The organism is Gordonia sp. 11cp (genome assembly GCF_057767225.1).
Genome location: NZ_CM173437.1, coordinates 19174 through 36108, shown reverse-complemented (window position 1 = coordinate 36108; position 16935 = coordinate 19174). Strand labels below are relative to the sequence as shown.

Below are 16935 nucleotides of genomic sequence, written 5' to 3'. Positions count from 1 at the left end.
AGTGCACGGCAGTGACACCAGAGACCACCACAGCATCGGAGGCGGAGCCTTGGCATTCGCAGACCTCAAAGCCCAACTGAGACGAGACCACACCATCACCGACTGGGATCCCGAGGATCGGGAGGCCTGGGACAACGGCAACGCCGCGGTCGCCAAGCGCAACCTGATCTGGTCGGTGATCTGCGAGCACGTCGGCTTCTCGATCTGGTCGCTGTTCTCGGTGATGGCCCTGTTCATGGGTCCCGAGTACGGCATCAGCATGGACCAGAAGTTCATCATCGCCGCCACCGCGACCCTCGTCGGTTCGTGCCTGCGGATTCCCTACACGCAGGCCACCGCCCGGTTCGGCGGCCGCAACTGGGCCATCTTCTCCGCGGTCGTGCTGCTCATCCCGACCGGACTCACGATGATGCTGATGATGAATCCGGGCGAGTTCGGATTCGGCTGGTTCCTCGCCGTCGCGGCGATCACCGGCTTCGGTGGCGGCAACTTCGCGTCGTCGATGACCAACATCAACGCGTTCTACCCGCAGCGGCTCAAGGGCTGGGCCCTCGGACTCAACGCCGGCGGCGGCAACATCGGCGTCCCGGTCGTCCAGGTCATCGGTCTGCTGGTCATCTGGCTCTTCGCCGACAAGCCGGAGATCGTGTGCGCGATCTACCTCGTCGCATTGGCGGTCGCCGGCGTCGGCGCCGCGATCTACATGGACAACCTCGACCATCAGACCGCCAGCGGACGCGCGATGATCGACTGTCTGAAGCACCGCGACACCTGGCTGATCTGTCTGCTCTACGTCGGCACGTTCGGCTCGTTCATCGGTTTCGGCTTCGCGTTCAGCCAGGTCCTCAACATCAGCTTCACCTCGGCGGGGGCGGCCAAGCCGGCCCTGGCCGCAGCCCAGATCGCCTGGATCGGACCGCTTCTCGGATCGGTGGTGCGACCCTACGGCGGCAAGCTCGCCGACCGTATCGGCGGCGGCAAGGTGACGCTGTACTGCTTCATCGCGATGGCCGCGTCGGCCTCCATCCTGGTGGTCGCCGGCATGTCTGCCGACGCCAACGGCAAGGTCATCAGCGGTGGCGTGCTCGCTGCGTTCATCGTCGGGTTCATCCTCCTGTTCCTGCTGTCCGGGATCGCCAACGGGTCGGTGTACAAGATCATCCCGACGATCTGGGAACACAAGGCGCAGTCCTTGAGCGGCCTCAACTCGCACGGCAGGACCAAGTGGTCGCGCAGCATGTCCGGCGCGCTGATCGGGATCGCGGGCGCGGCCGGTGGCCTGGGTGGCGTCGGCATCAACCTCGTGTTGCGCGCGAGCTACAAGTCCAATCAGTCGGCAACACAAGCCTTCTGGGTGTTCCTCAGCTTCTACGTGATGGCGGCGGTGGTGACCTGGTGGTTCTACGCCCGTCGGCCGATCGTCATCGGGGAGACCACGGATCTGCCGGTCGCGGGTACCCCGGAGGGCGTTCCCGCCGCAGGCGACGAGGTCCGACCCAGCGGTGTCGCATCGGAGGGCACCGACAAGCAGGCAACCAAAGAAGCGCTGGCCTGATCCGTCGAGGACACGGGTACCGGCGAGGCAAGGGAGTCAAGAGCAGTGAACAGCGAAACCGCAACGCGCACCACCAAAACGGTGGTGGTGGTGGGCCATGGCATGGTCGGCCACCGCTTCGTCCAGGCGCTCCGCGAGCGTGACGCGACCGACCGGTGGCGGATCGAGATCGTCAGCGAGGAGCTCGATCCGGCCTACGACCGTGTCGGACTGTCCTCGTACGTCGGTGCCTGGCTACGTGATTCGCTCGCCCTCGAGGGGAACACGTATGCCGGCGACGATCGTGTGGTCACCCATCTGGGCGAGACCGTCACCGACATCGATCGGTCCGCCCGGCGGGTGGTCACCTCGAGCGGTCGCGAGATCGACTACGACGCGGTGGTTCTCGCCACCGGCTCTTACGCCTTCGTCCCGCCGGTTCCCGGCCACGACAACGATCGGTGTTTCGTCTACCGCACTCTCGACGACCTCGACGCCATCCGGGCCGCGGCAGAGGCCGCCGGTCCGGGCGCGACGGGCGTCGTGGTCGGGGGTGGGCTGCTCGGGCTCGAGGCCGCCAACGCCCTCAAGCTCCTGGGCATGACCCCGCATGTCGTGGAGTTCGCTCCGCGTCTGATGCCCATGCAGGTCGACGAGGGCGGTGGCGCGATCCTGAAGAATCTCGTGACCGATCTGGGGCTCGAGGTCCACACCGGGGTCGGCACGTCGGAGATCGCCGACGCCGAGGACGGCGGCCTGCGGGTGACGCTGTCCGACGAGTCGTCGATCGAGGCGTCGCTGGTCGTCTTCTCGGCGGGCGTGCGGCCGCGCGATCAGCTGGCCCGGGACGCGGGCCTGGCCGTCGGCGAGCGCGGCGGCGTGCTCGTCGACGCCGGCTGCGTCACCGACGACGAGAACATCTACGCCATCGGTGAGGTAGCCGCCGTCGACGGCCGCTGCTACGGACTCGTCGCCCCCGGGTACTCGACCGCCGAGGTGGTCGCCGACCGCCTGCTCGGCGGCACGGCCGAGTTCCCCGGCGCCGACCTGTCCACCAAGCTCAAGCTCCTCGGCGTCGACGTCGCCAGCTTCGGCGATGCGTTCGGCGCCGCCGAGAACGCGCTCGAGATCACCTATCACGACGCGGTCGCGGGCAAGTACGCCAAGATCGTCGTCAGCGACGACGCGAAGACGCTCCTCGGCGGAATCCTGGTCGGCGACGCATCGGCCTACGCCATGCTCAAGCCGATGGTCGGCCGGGAGATCCCGGGTGACCCGGCAGCTCTCATCGCGCCCGAGGGCGGCGCGGCGGTGGGCATGGACGCACTGCCCGACGACGCGGAGATCTGCTCGTGCAACGGTGTCTCGAAGGGCACGATCTGCTCGGCGATCGCGGCGGGTGCGTGCGAGATCGCCGACATCAAGAAGGAGACCTGCGCCGGCACCACCTGTGGTGGCTGCCTGCCGAGCATCAAGCCGCTGCTCGCCGCGTCCGGGGTCGAACTGAGCAAATCGCTGTGCGACCACTTCGCCCAGTCGCGCGCCGAACTGTTCGAGATCGTCGCGGTCACGGGCATCCGGACGTTCTCCGAACTCATCGAGCGATACGGCACCGGTCAGGGTTGTGAGATCTGCAAGCCGACGGTCGCCTCCATCCTGGCCTCGACCTCCAGCGAGCACATCCTCGACGGCGAGCAGGCCGCCCTGCAGGACACCAACGACCACTTCCTCGCGAACATGCAGAAGAACGGGTCGTACTCGGTCGTGCCGCGGATGCCCGGCGGCGAGGTCACACCCGAGCAGCTGATCGTCATCGGTGAGATCGCCCGCGACTTCGGTCTCTACACGAAGGTCACCGGTGGTCAGCGCATCGACCTGTTCGGCGCGCGCGTCGACCAGCTGCCCGAGATCTGGCGTCGCCTCGTCGACGCGGGCATGGAGTCGGGGCAGGCGTACGGCAAGAGCCTGCGGACGGTGAAGAGCTGCGTCGGGTCGACCTGGTGCCGGTACGGCGTACAGGACTCGGTCGGGATGGCCGTGCTGCTGGAGAAGCGGTACCGCGGGTTGCGTTCGCCCCACAAGATCAAGTTCGGCGTGTCGGGATGTGCCCGCGAGTGCGCCGAGGCCCGGGGCAAGGACGTCGGCGTGATCGCCACCGAGCACGGCTGGAACCTGTACGTGGGCGGTAACGGAGGCCAGAGCCCCAAGCATGCGGTCCTGCTCGCCAGCGGAGTGGATGACGAGACCCTCGTCGCCTACATTGATCGGTACCTCATGTTCTACATCCGAACCGCCGATCGACTGCAGCGCACAGCGCCGTGGCTGGAGTCGCTCGAGGGTGGCCTCGACCATCTGAAGGACGTCGTCTGCGAGGACAGCCTGGGACTCGCCGCCGAACTCGAGGACGCGATGGCCCGCCACGTCGGCGGTTACCAGGACGAGTGGGCGGCAGTGCTCGCGGACGAGGACAAGCTGAAGCGGTTCGTCTCGTTCGTGAACGCGCCGGACGTCGTCGACCCGACCATCCGGTTCTCCGAGTACGAACGGAAGGCGCCGGTGCTGCTCGACATGCCGTCGGTCCGACCGGGGACGGATGCATCGGGCACCGATGTGGCGAGCACCGAACCGGTGAGAGAAGGAGTGCCCACATGACCATCGCGCCAGGGGAGGCCGACACCATGTCCGCAGAGACCACGTCCGCCGACGCCACCGTCGGGGTGCGCGAGGGGAGCTGGGTGCGTGCCTGTCCGATCGACGACCTGATCGTCGGACGCGGAGTCGCCGTGCTCGGTCCGGAGGGTGTGCAGGCCGCGCTGTTCCGCCTGCCGGCCGCCGAGACGGATCGCGAGGCGGCCCCCGGCCGCTCACGCCTGTACGCCATCGGCAACATCGACCCCTTCGGCCGCGCCGCGGTGCTGTCGCGGGGGCTCACCGGCGATCGAGGGGGAGAACCCACCGTCGCCTCGCCGCTGGGCAAGCAGATCTTCGCGCTGCGCACCGGCGTCTGCCTGGACGACGAGACGGTGTCGGTCCCGAGTTACGGAGTGCGTGTCGTCAACCGCATCGTCGAGGTGTTCTTCCCGGCGTGAACACCATGACCCCCACCGGTGCAGACCCCGCCGGCGCAGGCTCCCCGGAAGCGGATCCGCTCCCGCTCGCCGGCTTCACGATCGGCATCACCGCGGCACGACGCGCGGAGGAATTCGCCGCGTTGCTCCAACGACGCGGTGCCGAGGTGATGCTCGCCCCGACCATCCGCATCCTGCCGCTGGTCGACGACACCGAACTCGAGCGGGTGACCGAGGAACTCATCGGCAACCCGCCGGAGGTGATGGTCGCGACGACCGGCATCGGCTTCCGCGGCTGGGTCGAGGCGGCCGACGGCTGGGGCAACGCCGAGGCCGTCCTGCGTGCGCTGTCCGAGAGCCGGCTCATCGCCCGCGGCCCGAAGGCCAAGGGGGCGATCCGTGCGGCGGGGTTGCGTGAGGAGTGGTCGCCGGAGAGCGAGTCCTCCTCCGAGGTGCTCGACAAGCTGCTCGAAGAGGGCGTCGAGGGTGTGCGGATCGCCGTGCAGTTACACGGCGCCACCAGCGAATGGGAACCGCTGCCGGACTTCTGCACGGTGCTGCGCGCCGCCGGTGCGCAGGTGGTGCCGATTCCGGTGTACCGCTGGCACATGCATCCCGACGTGGCCGGCATCGACAAGATGATCGCGGCGGTGATCCGCGGGGACCTCGACGCGATCACCTTCACCAGTGCCCCCGCGGCGGCATCGATCCTGACCCGCGCCAAGGAACTCGGCAAGCTGCAACAGTTCATCCATGCGCTGCGGACCGCGGTGCCGGTCATGTGTGTGGGTTCGGTCACGGCCAGTCCGCTGGAGGCGTTGCAGATCCCCACGATCTACCCGCGCCGGTTCCGGCTCGGTGCTCTCGCGCGCCTGATCACCGACGAGTTGCCGCGGCGCAGCCACCTGCTGCGGGTCGCCGGTCACGACACCGCCATTCGCGGACAGGCCGTGGTGGTCGACGGCGAGCTCCGCGACATGTCGGCGACGAGCCTGCTCCTGCTCAAGCTGCTGGCCCGCAACCCGGGCCGCGTGGTGTCCCGCCAGGAGATGCTCGCCGGGTTGCCCGGCGACAGCTCCGACACCCATGCGGTCGAGGTCGCCGTCGCGAGACTCCGCGCCGCGCTGGGTGATTCGAAGATGGTCCAGACCGTGGTCAAACGAGGATACCGACTGGCCGTCGACCTCGAGTACGACGCCGAAGACGAGTGAGGAAGGGAGCGAGAACACATGCACGACAACCATGTACGGCTTCCGCACGGTGACCGGTTGCAGGGGTACAGTCCCGTCCTGGTCGCGCACGGCACCCGCAATCCGCACGGCGTCAACGTGATCGCCCAGATCGCCGAGGCGGTCAGCGACCGGATCGGACTGACCCGCACCGCGTTCGTCGACGTCCTCGGGCCGACGCCGAGCGAGGTCATCGCCGATCTGGATCGCCCGGCCGTCCTGGTCCCGGCATTCCTGGCCTCGGGGTATCACGTCCGCAAGGACCTGCCCGAACACGTCTCGGCTGCCGGCCGGGACGACACGGTGGTCACCCGGGCGCTGGGACCCGATCCGGCGATCGCCTCGGTCGCCCGCCTCCGCCTGGTCGAAGCGGGCTGGGAACCGGGCGATGCGGTCGTCCTCGCCGCCGCCGGTTCGTCGGACGAGAGTGCCTGCGGCCAGGTTCATCTGGCCGCGCGGCAACTGGAGTCGCTCATCGGCGGGCGGGTCGAGGTCGGGTTCATCACGACCGCGACGCCGACGGTCCCCGACGCCGTCGAGCGGGCCCGGCGGACGGGCCGCCGAGTCGTGATCGCCAGTCACCTCCTCGCCCCGGGTCTGTTCCACCAGCGTCTGAGCACCTACGGCGCGGACGCGGTCGCCGCACCGCTCGGACCGGACCCGCGGATCGTCGACCTGATCGTGACGCGGATGCGCGCGGCGATCAGTCCGTACCGGCGGACCGCCGCGACCCGGCGGGGATAGTGCGCGTCACACCGAGATGTCCCAGCGACACTCGCGGAGGCGGATCCGCCCGTCGGTGATCGGAACTCCCTCCGCCCGTAGACGTTCGAGCTGTCGGTGCGCCAGGTGAGGAGCCGGCCGGCCGCTGGCGGGCACCACCCGGTGCCAGGGCAGATCGGCGGTGTCGGTCCGCATGATCCAGCCGACGATCCGGGGGCTGGACAACCCGGCCGCGGCGGCCAGGTCGCCGTAGGTGCTCACCCGGCCGGCCGGGATCGCCGACACCAGTGTGCGGATCTGTTCCACCTGCTCCTCGGTGATGGCCGCCATCGTCGCCACCCTCCCCTCGCCCGTCGAGCCGGTCGCGACACGACCGTCGCGAAAGATGCTGTCTCAGAGCAGCGATCGGATCAGTGAGGCGCAGCGCTCGGGTTCGAGGAACGGCACCATGTGCCCGCAGTCGGCATGGTGGACGGTGACCTCGGTGCCGCGTTCGCTCGCGCACGCATCCAAGAAGGCCGGCCGCACGAACGGAGGCTGCACCTGGTCGGCGACCACCACATGGGTCGGTGTCCCGGGCGGCGGAAGAACCGCGGGTCTGGCCATCTCGCTCCACGACGCCGCCGCGGCAGGTGCGCTGACCCGCCATCCGACCCGGCCCCGCGGCCGGGGGACGAGGTGTTCGGCGAGCTCGGCCTCCATGAGGGCGTCGGGCACGGCCGCCCAGCCCTCGGCACGTTTCGCGGACCGAGCGGCGTCGGTGTCGGCGTAGTCCCAGTTGTCGAGACTGTCGGTGGCCGCCTCGAGTGCGAATTCGGGGTCGAGGCCTTGCGCGGGGTCGAGCAGCACGAGGCCCTTGACCGCGTCCGGGCGGCGGTTGGCCAGGTGCAGCGCCAGCGCGCCGCCGAAGGAGTGACCCACGACAACCACCGGCTGCTCGTCGGTGGGGATGTGGTCGTCGATCACGGCGGACAGCGCCCGCACCTGATGTTCGATGCTCCACGGCGGGCGCCACGGCGACCGGCCGTGACCGATCAGGTCCGGCGCGACGAGACGGACGCCGGGGAGGTGGTCCGTCAGCGCTGCCCAGCGGCGGCCGTGACCGGTGAGCCCGTGAATGGCGAGAACCGCAGGACCGCTGCCGAAGACATGGGTGTTGAGAGCTGCCACCCGTCCATCCTGCCGTACGGCGTGCGGCGGGATCCGACGCAGGTGGCGGGCGCGTCGGGAACAGCGTCGGTGGGCCGTGATTCGATGGGGACATGAGTCGGAGACCGGGCGCCCAGACCCAGCGCAGCGCGCTGCGTGCGCGACTCGTCGCGGCCCCCGACCAGACGGATCGGCCCCGGCACTGGCCGCCGTCGGTGACCCAGGTCATCGACCCGCCCACGAGCCGACCGGCGGACGAGGAACAGGCCTGGCGTCCGGTGCGGGTGCACGGCGGTCCGGGGAGCGGGAAGACGGCGCTGATCGTCGATGCCGCGGTGGCCCGCCTGCTCGACCCGTCCACCGATCCGGAGTCCGTCCTCGTCCTGGCGTCGAGCCGGCGCGCCGCGGTCGCATTGCGCGAGGAGATCACCCGGCGCGTGCTCTCCGCCGGGTCGAGCGGCCGCCGGGTCCTCGGCGGTGCCTTGCGCGAGCCGCTCGTGCGGACCGTGCACTCCTATGCCTTCGCGATCCTCCGTCTACAGGCCCAAGCGCACAACAACCCGCCGCCACGACTCATCACGGGCTCCGAGCAGGACGTCGTCCTGCGTGAACTGCTCGCCGGCGACATCGAGGACGGCGCCGGGTACTGGCCTTCGCACCTGCGGCCCGCGCTGGGCACCGACGGTTTCGCCCAGGCCCTGCGCGACCTGATGATGCGGGCCGCCGAACGCGGCGTGGGTCCCGAAGAGCTTGCCGCATTGGGACGCACGCACAAGCGCCCGGAGTGGGTCGCGGCCGCTCGTGCGTATGCGCAGTACGAGCAGAACATGTTGTTGCGCGGGGCCGTCGGCCTCGAGACCCCAGGTGCCTCGGCGCCCGCGGTCGACGCGGCCGAGCTGATCGGCTCGGCCCTCTCGGCCTTCGCCACCGATCCCGAGCTGCTGAGCGGTGAGCGCCGCCGTATCCGGCACCTGCTCGTCGACGACGCGCAACATCTCGATCCGCAAGCGGCGCAGCTCATCACGCTCGTCGGCACCGGTACGCTGTCGACGATCATCGCGGCCGACACCGACCAGTCCGTCTTCGGGTTCCGGGGTGCGAGTCCGCGCTTCGCCGACGGCCTGGCCGAACCGGGCAGCCCGCACGACATCCTCCTCGAGGACGACTTCCGCGCCCGACCCGAACTGTCCCGGCTCGGTCGCGCGATCGCCGCCCGATTGCCCGGTGCCCGCCCGCATCCCTATCCCCGGCCGGTGGCAGATGCGGATGTCCAGGAACCCGATGCGCCGGGCCGGACACCCACGGACGGGGGCGGCGCGGCCGCCGTGCGGGTGTACGGGTCCGCGGCCAAGGAGGCCACCGCGATCGCCGACCTCCTGCGGCGTGCCCATCTCTTCGACGGTGTGCCGTGGTCGCAGATGGCGGTCGTCGTGCGGTCGGTGTCGCTGGCGCTACCGCCGCTGCGCCGCGCCTTCCGATCCGCGGGCGTGCCCTTGACGACTCCCGCGAGCGACCTGCCGCTGCACCGGCAACGTGCGGTCATCGGTTTGATGCTCGTGCTGCGCGCGGTCGCCGCACGCACTGCATCGGGGGCGGCCGCCGAACTGTCCGACCCCGGCACGCCGGACCCCGCGCCGTCCGCACCAGAGCCATCCACGTCCGCACCGTTCACGGCCGACCTGTTCACCACGGAGGACACGCTGACCCTGCTGTCGGGTCCGATCGGCGCCGCCGACCCGGGCGCGATGCGCCGGCTCCGGCGCGGTGTGCGACGCCTCGACGACGCCGACGACCCGGCGGGACAACCGGATTCACTCACGTCGCTCACCCGCGCGATCCTCGATCCGGACGTCGGCGCGCGCTATCGCCGCAGGCTCACCGAGACCGAGGCGGCGCCGCTGGCCCGCGTGCTCGACGTCGTCGGCGCGGCGCAGCGTGTCCACGACGCGCGTCGTGGGATCGAGGAGACCCTGTGGGCGGCGTGGCAGGCCACCGGACTCGAGCGGCGATGGGCGGCGTCGGCGGTTCGCGGCGGTCCGGCCGGCGAGCAGGCCGACCGCGACCTCGACGCGGTCATGGCGATGTTCGAATCCGCCGCGGACTTCTCCGACACACTGCCCGCGGCCGGGCCCGCCGGATTCGTGCACTACCTCTCCCAGCTCCAGATCCCGCGTGACACCCGGACAGCCACCGCGACGACCGACTCGGTGACGGTGCTGTCCGCACACGCCGCGGTCGGACGCGAATGGGAGGTCGTCGCCGTCGCCGGCGTCCAGGACGGGCTGTGGCCGTCGTTGCGCAGCCGCGGCGGTGTTCTCCAGACCGGGCAACTCGTCGACATCCTCGACGGCATGGCCGCCGACGCCGTGGACACCGTTGCCCGCGGGGCGACGGCGCTCGCCGACGAGCGCCGGCTCTTCCTCGTCGCCTGCACCCGGGCGCGTGGCCGGTTGCTCGTGACCGCGGTCGAGGACGGCAGCGGGGACGCGTCGCCGTCGCGGTTCATCACCGAACTCGCGGACCTGGTGGGTGATGCCGACGATCCGGCCGAGTCCGCCCGCGCCGAGATCCGACTCGATCCCGGGGTCGACCGGGTGCTCTCGTTGCCCTCGTTGGTCGCCACGCTGCGATCGGCGGTGATCGCCGGGGCCGACGAGCCCGACGCGCCTCGCACCGAGGCCGCGGCGCGCCTGCTGGCCGAGCTGGCCGATTCCGACATCCCGGGCGCGCATCCGCGCGACTGGTTCGGGCTCGCCGCGCCCAGCACCGACGAGCCGCTGTGGACGCCGGAGTCGGGGGCGCTGACGCTGTCCCCGTCGAATGTCGATGCGCTGACCCGCTGTTCACTGCGCTGGGTGCTCGAACGCAATGGCGGCCGCGACGGCGACGGCACCCCGGCACTGACCGGCAGCCTCGTGCACACACTCGTGCAGGCAGTCGCCGGTCAACTCGACCCGGCCGAGGTGACCGCGGCGCTGCGCGGCATCTGGGAGCGGGTCGACACCGGGGCGGGTTGGTACTCGGCTCGCGAACTCGAACGCGCGGAGAGCATGCTCGGGCACTTCCGGGAGTGGCTGCGCATCTCACGCACCGAGCTCGAGGAGGTGGGTGTCGAACTGCCGGTCGACGCAACCATTCCCGCTGACCCCGGGTCGGAGTCCGACGAGCCCGCGGTCCGTCTCCGCGGGCGCGTCGACCGCCTCGAGACCGATGCCGACGGCCGGCCGGTCGTCGTCGACGTGAAGACCTCCAAGAACCCGATCACCAAGGCCGACGCCGACGAGCACGCCCAGATGGCGGCCTACCAGGTGGCGTTGGCGCACGGCGGGGTGCCGCAGTTCGGCGATGCCGCCCCGGGCGGCGCGCGACTGGTCTACGTGTCTACTGCGAACCGCAATTCCGGTGCGGCCGAACGTGTTCAGCCGCCGCTCACGCCGGAGTTGCTCGACGAGTGGATCGGGGTGGTGCGCCGCGCGGCGCGGGCGAGCATCGGACCGACGTACACCGCGACACCCAATCCCGGTTGTGTGCACTGCAACCTCACCACCAGTTGTCCCGCGCAGATCCCCGGGAAGGCGGTGACCGATGACTGACCTCCAGGACCGGACCGAGCGTCCGATCGTCGGGGCGAAGTCACTGGCGGCGGCGCTGGGCCTGCCCGATCCCACGCCCGAGCAGGTCGCGGTGATCGAGGCACCCATGGAACCGATGCTCGTCGTCGCCGGCGCCGGTGCCGGCAAGACCGAGACGATGGCCTCGCGTGTGGTGTGGCTGGTGGCCAACCAGCTCGTGGCCCCCGACGAGATCCTCGGCCTCACGTTCACGCGCAAAGCCGCGAGCGAACTCGGTGCCCGTATCCGGCGCCGGCTCTCGATGCTCGCCGGGTCGCCGGCGCTGCGGAACTGGGATCCCGACGGCGCGTTGGCCGCCCGGCTGCGCGGTGCCGACCCCGAGGTGAGCACCTACCATGCCTACGCCGGCCGGCTGATCGCCGACTACGGGCTGCTCCTGCCGGTGGAACCGTCGTCGACCCTGCTCACCGAGACCGAGCTCTGGCAGCTGGCGTTCTCACTCGTGTCCGCCTGGCCGGGCGAACTGAACACCAAGAAGGTGCCGGCGAGTGTCACCGAGGCGGTCCTCAAGCTGTACGGCGAGATGTCGGAGCACCTCGTCGACATCGCCGACCTCGCGCAGGCGGGTTCCACGCTGTACGACCTCGTCGACACCCTTCCGAAAGGTCCCAAGCAGCGCGACAAACCGACTCAGGCGCTGCTGAAGGTCAAGGAGGTCATCGACGAGCGCCGCGAGCTGATCCCGATGGTGATCGCGCTGGGGGAGACGATGCGCTCACAGTCCGCGCTCGACTTCGGCAGCCAGATGTCGCTCGCCGCGCGGCTGGTGGTGTCCAATCCCGAAGTCGTGACGGCCGAACGGACCGCCTTCCGCGCGGTCCTGCTCGACGAGTACCAGGACACCGGTCACTCGCAACGGGTGCTGCTGTCGACGCTGTTCGGCGGGCACGGGCGCGCACCGGTCGCGGTCACCTCGGTCGGCGATCCCATCCAGTCCATCTACGGGTGGCGAGGTGCCTCGGCGGCCAACCTGCCGCGGTTCGCGCGTGACTTCCCGCGTCCCGACGGGACCCCGGCCCGGCGCCTGGAACTCCTCACCAGCTGGCGGAATGCGGCCCAGGGCCTGCGGCTGGCCAACCAGATCTCCGAAGAGCTCCGACGCCGCGGTATCCCGGTCAGCGTGCTCCGGCCCCGCCCCGACGCCCCGCACGGAACGGCGACGATCGCCCTGACCGAGACCGTCGTCGACGAACGGAACTGGATCGCCGACGCGATCGAGGAACGGTACCGAGCGGCGGAGGCCGCGGAGGTGGCACCTCCGACCACCGCGATCCTGGTGCGGCGCAACGAGGATTCGGCACCACTGGCCGCCGAGCTCGAGAGTCGGGGCATCCCCACCGAGGTGGTCGGCATCGGCGGGCTGCTGCATGTCCCGGAGATCGAGGACATCGTCGCGACCCTGCGCGTGATGGCCGACCCGATGGCCGGGACCGCGGTCATGCGCCTGCTCACCGGGGCACGCTGGCGGCTGGGCGCCAAGGACCTCGCCGCGCTGTGGCGGCGGGCCACCACCCTGGCGGCGGAGAGTTTCGCCGAGGCGGGCGGGGTGGTCACCAGCAGAGAGGCGCTCGACGCGGCCCTCGACGCCGTGCTGCCCACCGAGATCGTCGACCGGGCCGGCATCGCCGACGCCGTCGTCGACCCGGGCGAGCCGACCGACTACAGCCCGGAGGGCTATGCGCGCATCCGGGCCTTCGGCGCGCAGCTGGAGTCACTGCGCCGCCGCATCGGTCAGCCGCTGCCCGAACTCGTCGCCGACGTGGAGAACACGATCGGTGTCGGCGTCGAGGCGCAGATCCGCGCGCGCCGCATGCGGGGTGCGATCACCGGTCGCGAGCACCTCGACGCCTTCGCCGACTACGTCAGTCACTACGCCGATCGCCAGGGCGCGAACCTGCCCGGTCTGCTGGCTTTCCTCGATGCCGCCGAGACCATCGAGAAGGGCCTGGAACCGGGACGCATCGAGGTGGCCGAGCAGCGCGTGCAGATCCTCACCGTGCATGCCGCCAAGGGGCTCGAATGGGATGTCGTCGCGATCCCGCACCTGGCGAAGGGCATCTTCCCCAGCGCCAAGGCCGACACCACGTGGCTGGGCAGCGCGCGTGAACTCCCAGCCGACCTGCGCGGCGATCTGGCCATCCCGGCCGAATCGGCCGACGGTGCGCCGGAAGGATTTCCGCTCCTGAAGATCGACACCGTCGCCGACCGCAAACAGCTCGAGGACGCCCTGACCGACCACAAGGCCGCGATCGGTGAACGGCGACTCGAGGAGGATCGGCGGCTGCTGTACGTGGCCCTCACCCGAGCTCGGCACGACCTGCTGGTCTCGGCGCACCACTGGTCGGAGACCGGTGACAAACCGCGCGGCGGATCGGACTTCTTCGAGGAGCTGATGGTCGGGATCGACGAGGCCATCACCGACCCGAGCGTCGATTCGACCGGTCTGTCGGTCGCGGTGCGCACGCCGCCACCCGAACCGGACAGCCCGAACCCGTTGGCCGAGCGCGCGATCGCGGCGCCGTGGCCGCGCGATCCGCTCGGCGGACGCCGCGACTCGGTGCAGCGGGCGGCCGACCTGGTCACCGACGCCATCACCGCACGCGCAGCGCCCGCCCTGTTCGACGCCCCGGCCGGTGACGCCGGGTCCGCCACCGCTCCGCCGCCCGATCCGGCGGACGAGATCGGCGCATGGGAAGCGGAGGTGTCGGCCCTGCTCGCCGAGCACCACCAGGCCAATCAGGCACTTGTCGAGGTGTCCCTGCCGACCCACCTGTCGGTCAGCCAGCTCGTCGAACTCGACGCCGACGAGGCCGAGTTCGCCCGTCGGCTGCGCCGCCCGACACCGTTCCGGCCCAACCCGATGGCGCGGCGCGGCACCGCCTTCCACGCGTGGGTGGAACGCTGGTTCGGGGCGACACGACTCCTCGACATCGACGAGTTGCCCGGCGCGGCAGACGCGACCGCGAGTCCGGACGCCGATCTCGAGGAGCTGCGGGCGGCGTTCCTGTCCTCGCCCTGGGCGAATCGCAGTCCCACCGAGGTGGAGGTGCCGTTCGAAACCGTCATCGGCGGGATCGTGGTGCGTGGCCGGATCGACGCGGTCTTCGCCGAGAAGGACGGTTCGTGGACGGTGGTGGACTGGAAGACCGGCGTCGTCCCCGAGCCCGCCCGCCGGGAGTCGCTGTTCATCCAGCTGGCCGCGTATCGCCTGGCGTGGGCGCAACTGGCCGGGGTGGAGACGACCAAGGTGCGGGCCGCGTTCCACTACGTGCGCGACGGGCACACCCTGGAGGCCGACGATCTGCCCGACGAGGCCACCCTCGCCGCCAAGCTCGCCCGATGAGGTCCGCGTCGAGAGGTTGGTCCCGCCAGATGAGTTGCGATGCGCCGCGGTGGGCTACATTGCAGCGTGTGAGCGAACTCGACGGGCGCGAGCGCGCCGGTGGCTAGCCGCCTGCGCCGACGTTTCGGCGGTACCGAGCTGGCCAACCGGCCCGACCATGCACTGGTCGGTGTCGTCCGTATCCCCGAACTGCAGCAGAGTCCGAGCCGGGCGATCGGCCGGCGCGTCTTTTGGGCAACCCTCGCGCTGCTGTTCACCTCGGTGGTCGTCTGGCTGGATCGCGCCGGTTATCGCGACGCCCAGGACAACGAGCTGTCGTATCTGGATGCGCTGTACTACTCGGCGGTGACCCTCTCCACGACCGGCTACGGCGACATCACGCCGATCACGCCGTTCGCCCGTTTCATCAACCTCGTCATCATCACGCCCTTGCGCGTGCTGTTCCTGATCGTGCTGATCGGTACCACCCTCGAGGTGCTCACCGAACGGTCGCGGCAGGCGCTCAAGATCCAGCGTTGGAGGAATACCGTGCGCAATCACACCGTGGTCATCGGTTATGGCACCAAGGGCCGCACCGCGGTTGACGCGATGCGGGGTGACGGCATCAAGCCCTCCGAGATCGTCGTCGTCGACGCCGACGCCACCGTGCTCGAGGCGGCCGCCTCCGACGGGCTGGTCACGGTGCGCGGCGACGCCACCAAGTCCGACGTCCTCCGGCTGGCCGGTGTCGCCCACGCGACGAGCATCGTCGTGGCCACCAGCCGCGACGACACCGCGGTCCTCGCCACGCTCACCGCCCGCGAACTCAATCCGCGGGCGAAGATCGTCGCGTCGATCCGGGAGTCGGAGAACACCCATCTGATGCGTCAGTCCGGCGCCAACTCGGTCGTGGTGTCGTCGGAGACCGCCGGCCGCCTGCTCGGGATCGCGACGATGACCCCGTCGGTGGTCGAGGTGATCGAGGATCTCCTCACCCCGGACGCCGGGTATGCCATCGCCGAACGGGAGGTCGACCCGACCGAGACCGGCGGATCGCCCAGCCACACCCGCGACATCGTCCTCGGCGTCGTACGGAACGGTGTGCTGCACCGCGTCGACGACAGCGCGGTTGAGCAGATCGAGGTCGGCGACCGTCTGCTGTACGTCCGCAAGAGCCCCAACGACGACTGACCGATCCGCTGCATCCGAGAAAGGATTGTGCGACAGTGCATTTCGAGCTGCCCGAACCGCCCCTGCTGTCGCGAGCGGTGTTCGACCGCGCGGACGCGATCCGCGACGACGCGCCACGGATGGCCGCCGGCTGGCCGACGGCGAAGGTGCTGCTGATCGACGCGGCCGGTCGCTACCCGGTGACCGATGCCGGTGCGCTGCACTGGGTCGCCGCCACCACCGTCGCCCAGGCGCCGCCCGCGGACGCGGTCATCCTCGGGTTCGACGCAGCGGACGGCGACGGGGGAGCCGACCTGTGGACACGGCGGGTGGACCACATCGACGGACCGACCGATGACGCCCGACGCGGTGCGACGCGGCTGTCCGCCGACGAGGCGGGCCTGCTCGCCACCGCGCTGGGAATCCTGAACTGGCACGAGACCGCCCGTCATTCACCGGTCGACGGTTCGGTCACCCAGCCCGCGCGAGGCGGCTGGGTCCGGCGCAGCGTCGACTCCGGACGGGACGAGTTCCCGCGGACCGACCCGGCGATCATCACCGTCGTCCACGACGGCGCCGATCGGATCCTGCTCGGCCGGCAGGCGGTGTGGCCGGCCGGCTGGTATTCGACGCTGGCCGGTTTCGTCGAGCCGGGGGAGTCGCTCGAACAGTGTGTGCTGCGGGAGGTGCACGAGGAGGTCGGGATCGTGGTGCGCGAACCGCGCTACCTGGGAAGCCAGCCGTGGCCGTTCCCGCGATCGCTCATGCTGGGTTTCGCGGCGATCGGCGACCCGGCCGACGAGCTGGCATTCCTCGACGGCGAGATCGGCGACGCGCAGTGGTTCCGCCGCGACGAGGTCCGGGAAGCACTGGCCCGCGGCGACGGCTGGTCGCGCGCCGAGGCGCCGGGTTCCGACGACGCCGACCGCCTGCGTCTCCCCGGGTCGATCTCCATCGCGCGGTCGATGATCGAGGCCTGGGCGGCCGGATAGCGCGGACTCTGGCGACAGCCGCCCGCCCTTGACGACCGACAGACTTCAACTCGACTGATGGACCTCGATCGAAGTCCATCAGTCGAGTTGAGGTCTGCCGGTGCCAAATCGGAGCG

At 70.5% G+C, this 16935-nt stretch carries 11 protein-coding genes; 9 read left to right on the top strand and 2 right to left on the bottom strand.

Translation table 11 applies throughout. The features are described from left to right. The first annotated feature begins 49 nt into the window (after positions 1-49). Genes AC3B6C_RS00130 through AC3B6C_RS00110 form a run of 5 tightly spaced genes read left to right on the top strand, consistent with a single transcriptional unit; the run spans position 50 to position 6575 of the window. Complete coding sequence (locus AC3B6C_RS00130) at positions 50-1555, top strand: MFS transporter (protein WP_035717945.1); 1506 nt, start codon at positions 50-52, stop codon at positions 1553-1555. A gap of 45 nt (positions 1556-1600) precedes the next feature. Then, a complete protein-coding gene (nirB, locus tag AC3B6C_RS00125; protein WP_488374490.1) occupies positions 1601-4186 on the top strand; it encodes a nitrite reductase large subunit NirB in 2586 nt (861 codons plus the stop codon). Next, entirely contained in the window at positions 4183-4623 is a 441-nt protein-coding gene (locus tag AC3B6C_RS00120) for a nitrite reductase small subunit NirD (protein WP_014927721.1), read from the top strand. Before nirB ends, AC3B6C_RS00120 begins: the two co-directional genes overlap by 4 nt. A gap of 5 nt (positions 4624-4628) precedes the next feature. Next, entirely contained in the window at positions 4629-5813 is a 1185-nt protein-coding gene (locus AC3B6C_RS00115) for a uroporphyrinogen-III synthase (RefSeq protein ID WP_044508113.1), read from the top strand. An 18-nt stretch (positions 5814-5831) separates the two neighbouring features. Further along, positions 5832-6575, top strand: coding sequence for a sirohydrochlorin chelatase (locus tag AC3B6C_RS00110; RefSeq protein WP_010843939.1), 744 nt, complete (start codon positions 5832-5834; stop codon positions 6573-6575). 6 nt (positions 6576-6581) lie between these two features. On the opposite strand, the gene AC3B6C_RS00105 is transcribed toward AC3B6C_RS00110, so the two are convergent. Together AC3B6C_RS00105 and AC3B6C_RS00100 are read right to left on the bottom strand one after the other, a co-directional pair. Further along, a complete protein-coding gene (locus AC3B6C_RS00105) occupies positions 6582-6884 on the bottom strand; it encodes an MGMT family protein (protein ID WP_010843940.1) in 303 nt (100 codons plus the stop codon). Between the two features lie 63 nt (positions 6885-6947). Further along, complete coding sequence (locus tag AC3B6C_RS00100) at positions 6948-7724, bottom strand: alpha/beta fold hydrolase (protein ID WP_010843941.1); 777 nt, start codon at positions 7722-7724, stop codon at positions 6948-6950. Positions 7725-7816: 92 nt separating this feature from the next. On the opposite strand from AC3B6C_RS00100, the gene AC3B6C_RS00095 reads away from it, so the two are divergent. The 4 genes from AC3B6C_RS00095 (at position 7817) to nudC (ending at position 16819) form a co-directional block, all read left to right on the top strand. Then, positions 7817-11296, top strand: a complete 3480-nt coding sequence (locus AC3B6C_RS00095) for an ATP-dependent helicase (RefSeq protein WP_488374489.1) — start codon at positions 7817-7819, stop codon at positions 11294-11296. After that, the gene (locus AC3B6C_RS00090) at positions 11289-14678 is read left to right on the top strand and encodes an ATP-dependent helicase (protein ID WP_488374488.1); all 3390 of its coding nucleotides are present in this window, start codon (positions 11289-11291) and stop codon (positions 14676-14678) included. Before AC3B6C_RS00095 ends, AC3B6C_RS00090 begins: the two co-directional genes overlap by 8 nt. 99 nt (positions 14679-14777) lie before the next feature. Next, positions 14778-15848, top strand: a complete 1071-nt coding sequence (locus AC3B6C_RS00085) for a potassium channel family protein (RefSeq protein WP_010843944.1) — start codon at positions 14778-14780, stop codon at positions 15846-15848. A gap of 35 nt (positions 15849-15883) precedes the next feature. Next, the gene (gene nudC, locus AC3B6C_RS00080; protein WP_488374487.1) at positions 15884-16819 is read left to right on the top strand and encodes an NAD(+) diphosphatase; all 936 of its coding nucleotides are present in this window, start codon (positions 15884-15886) and stop codon (positions 16817-16819) included. The last annotated feature ends 116 nt before the right edge of the window (positions 16820-16935 follow it).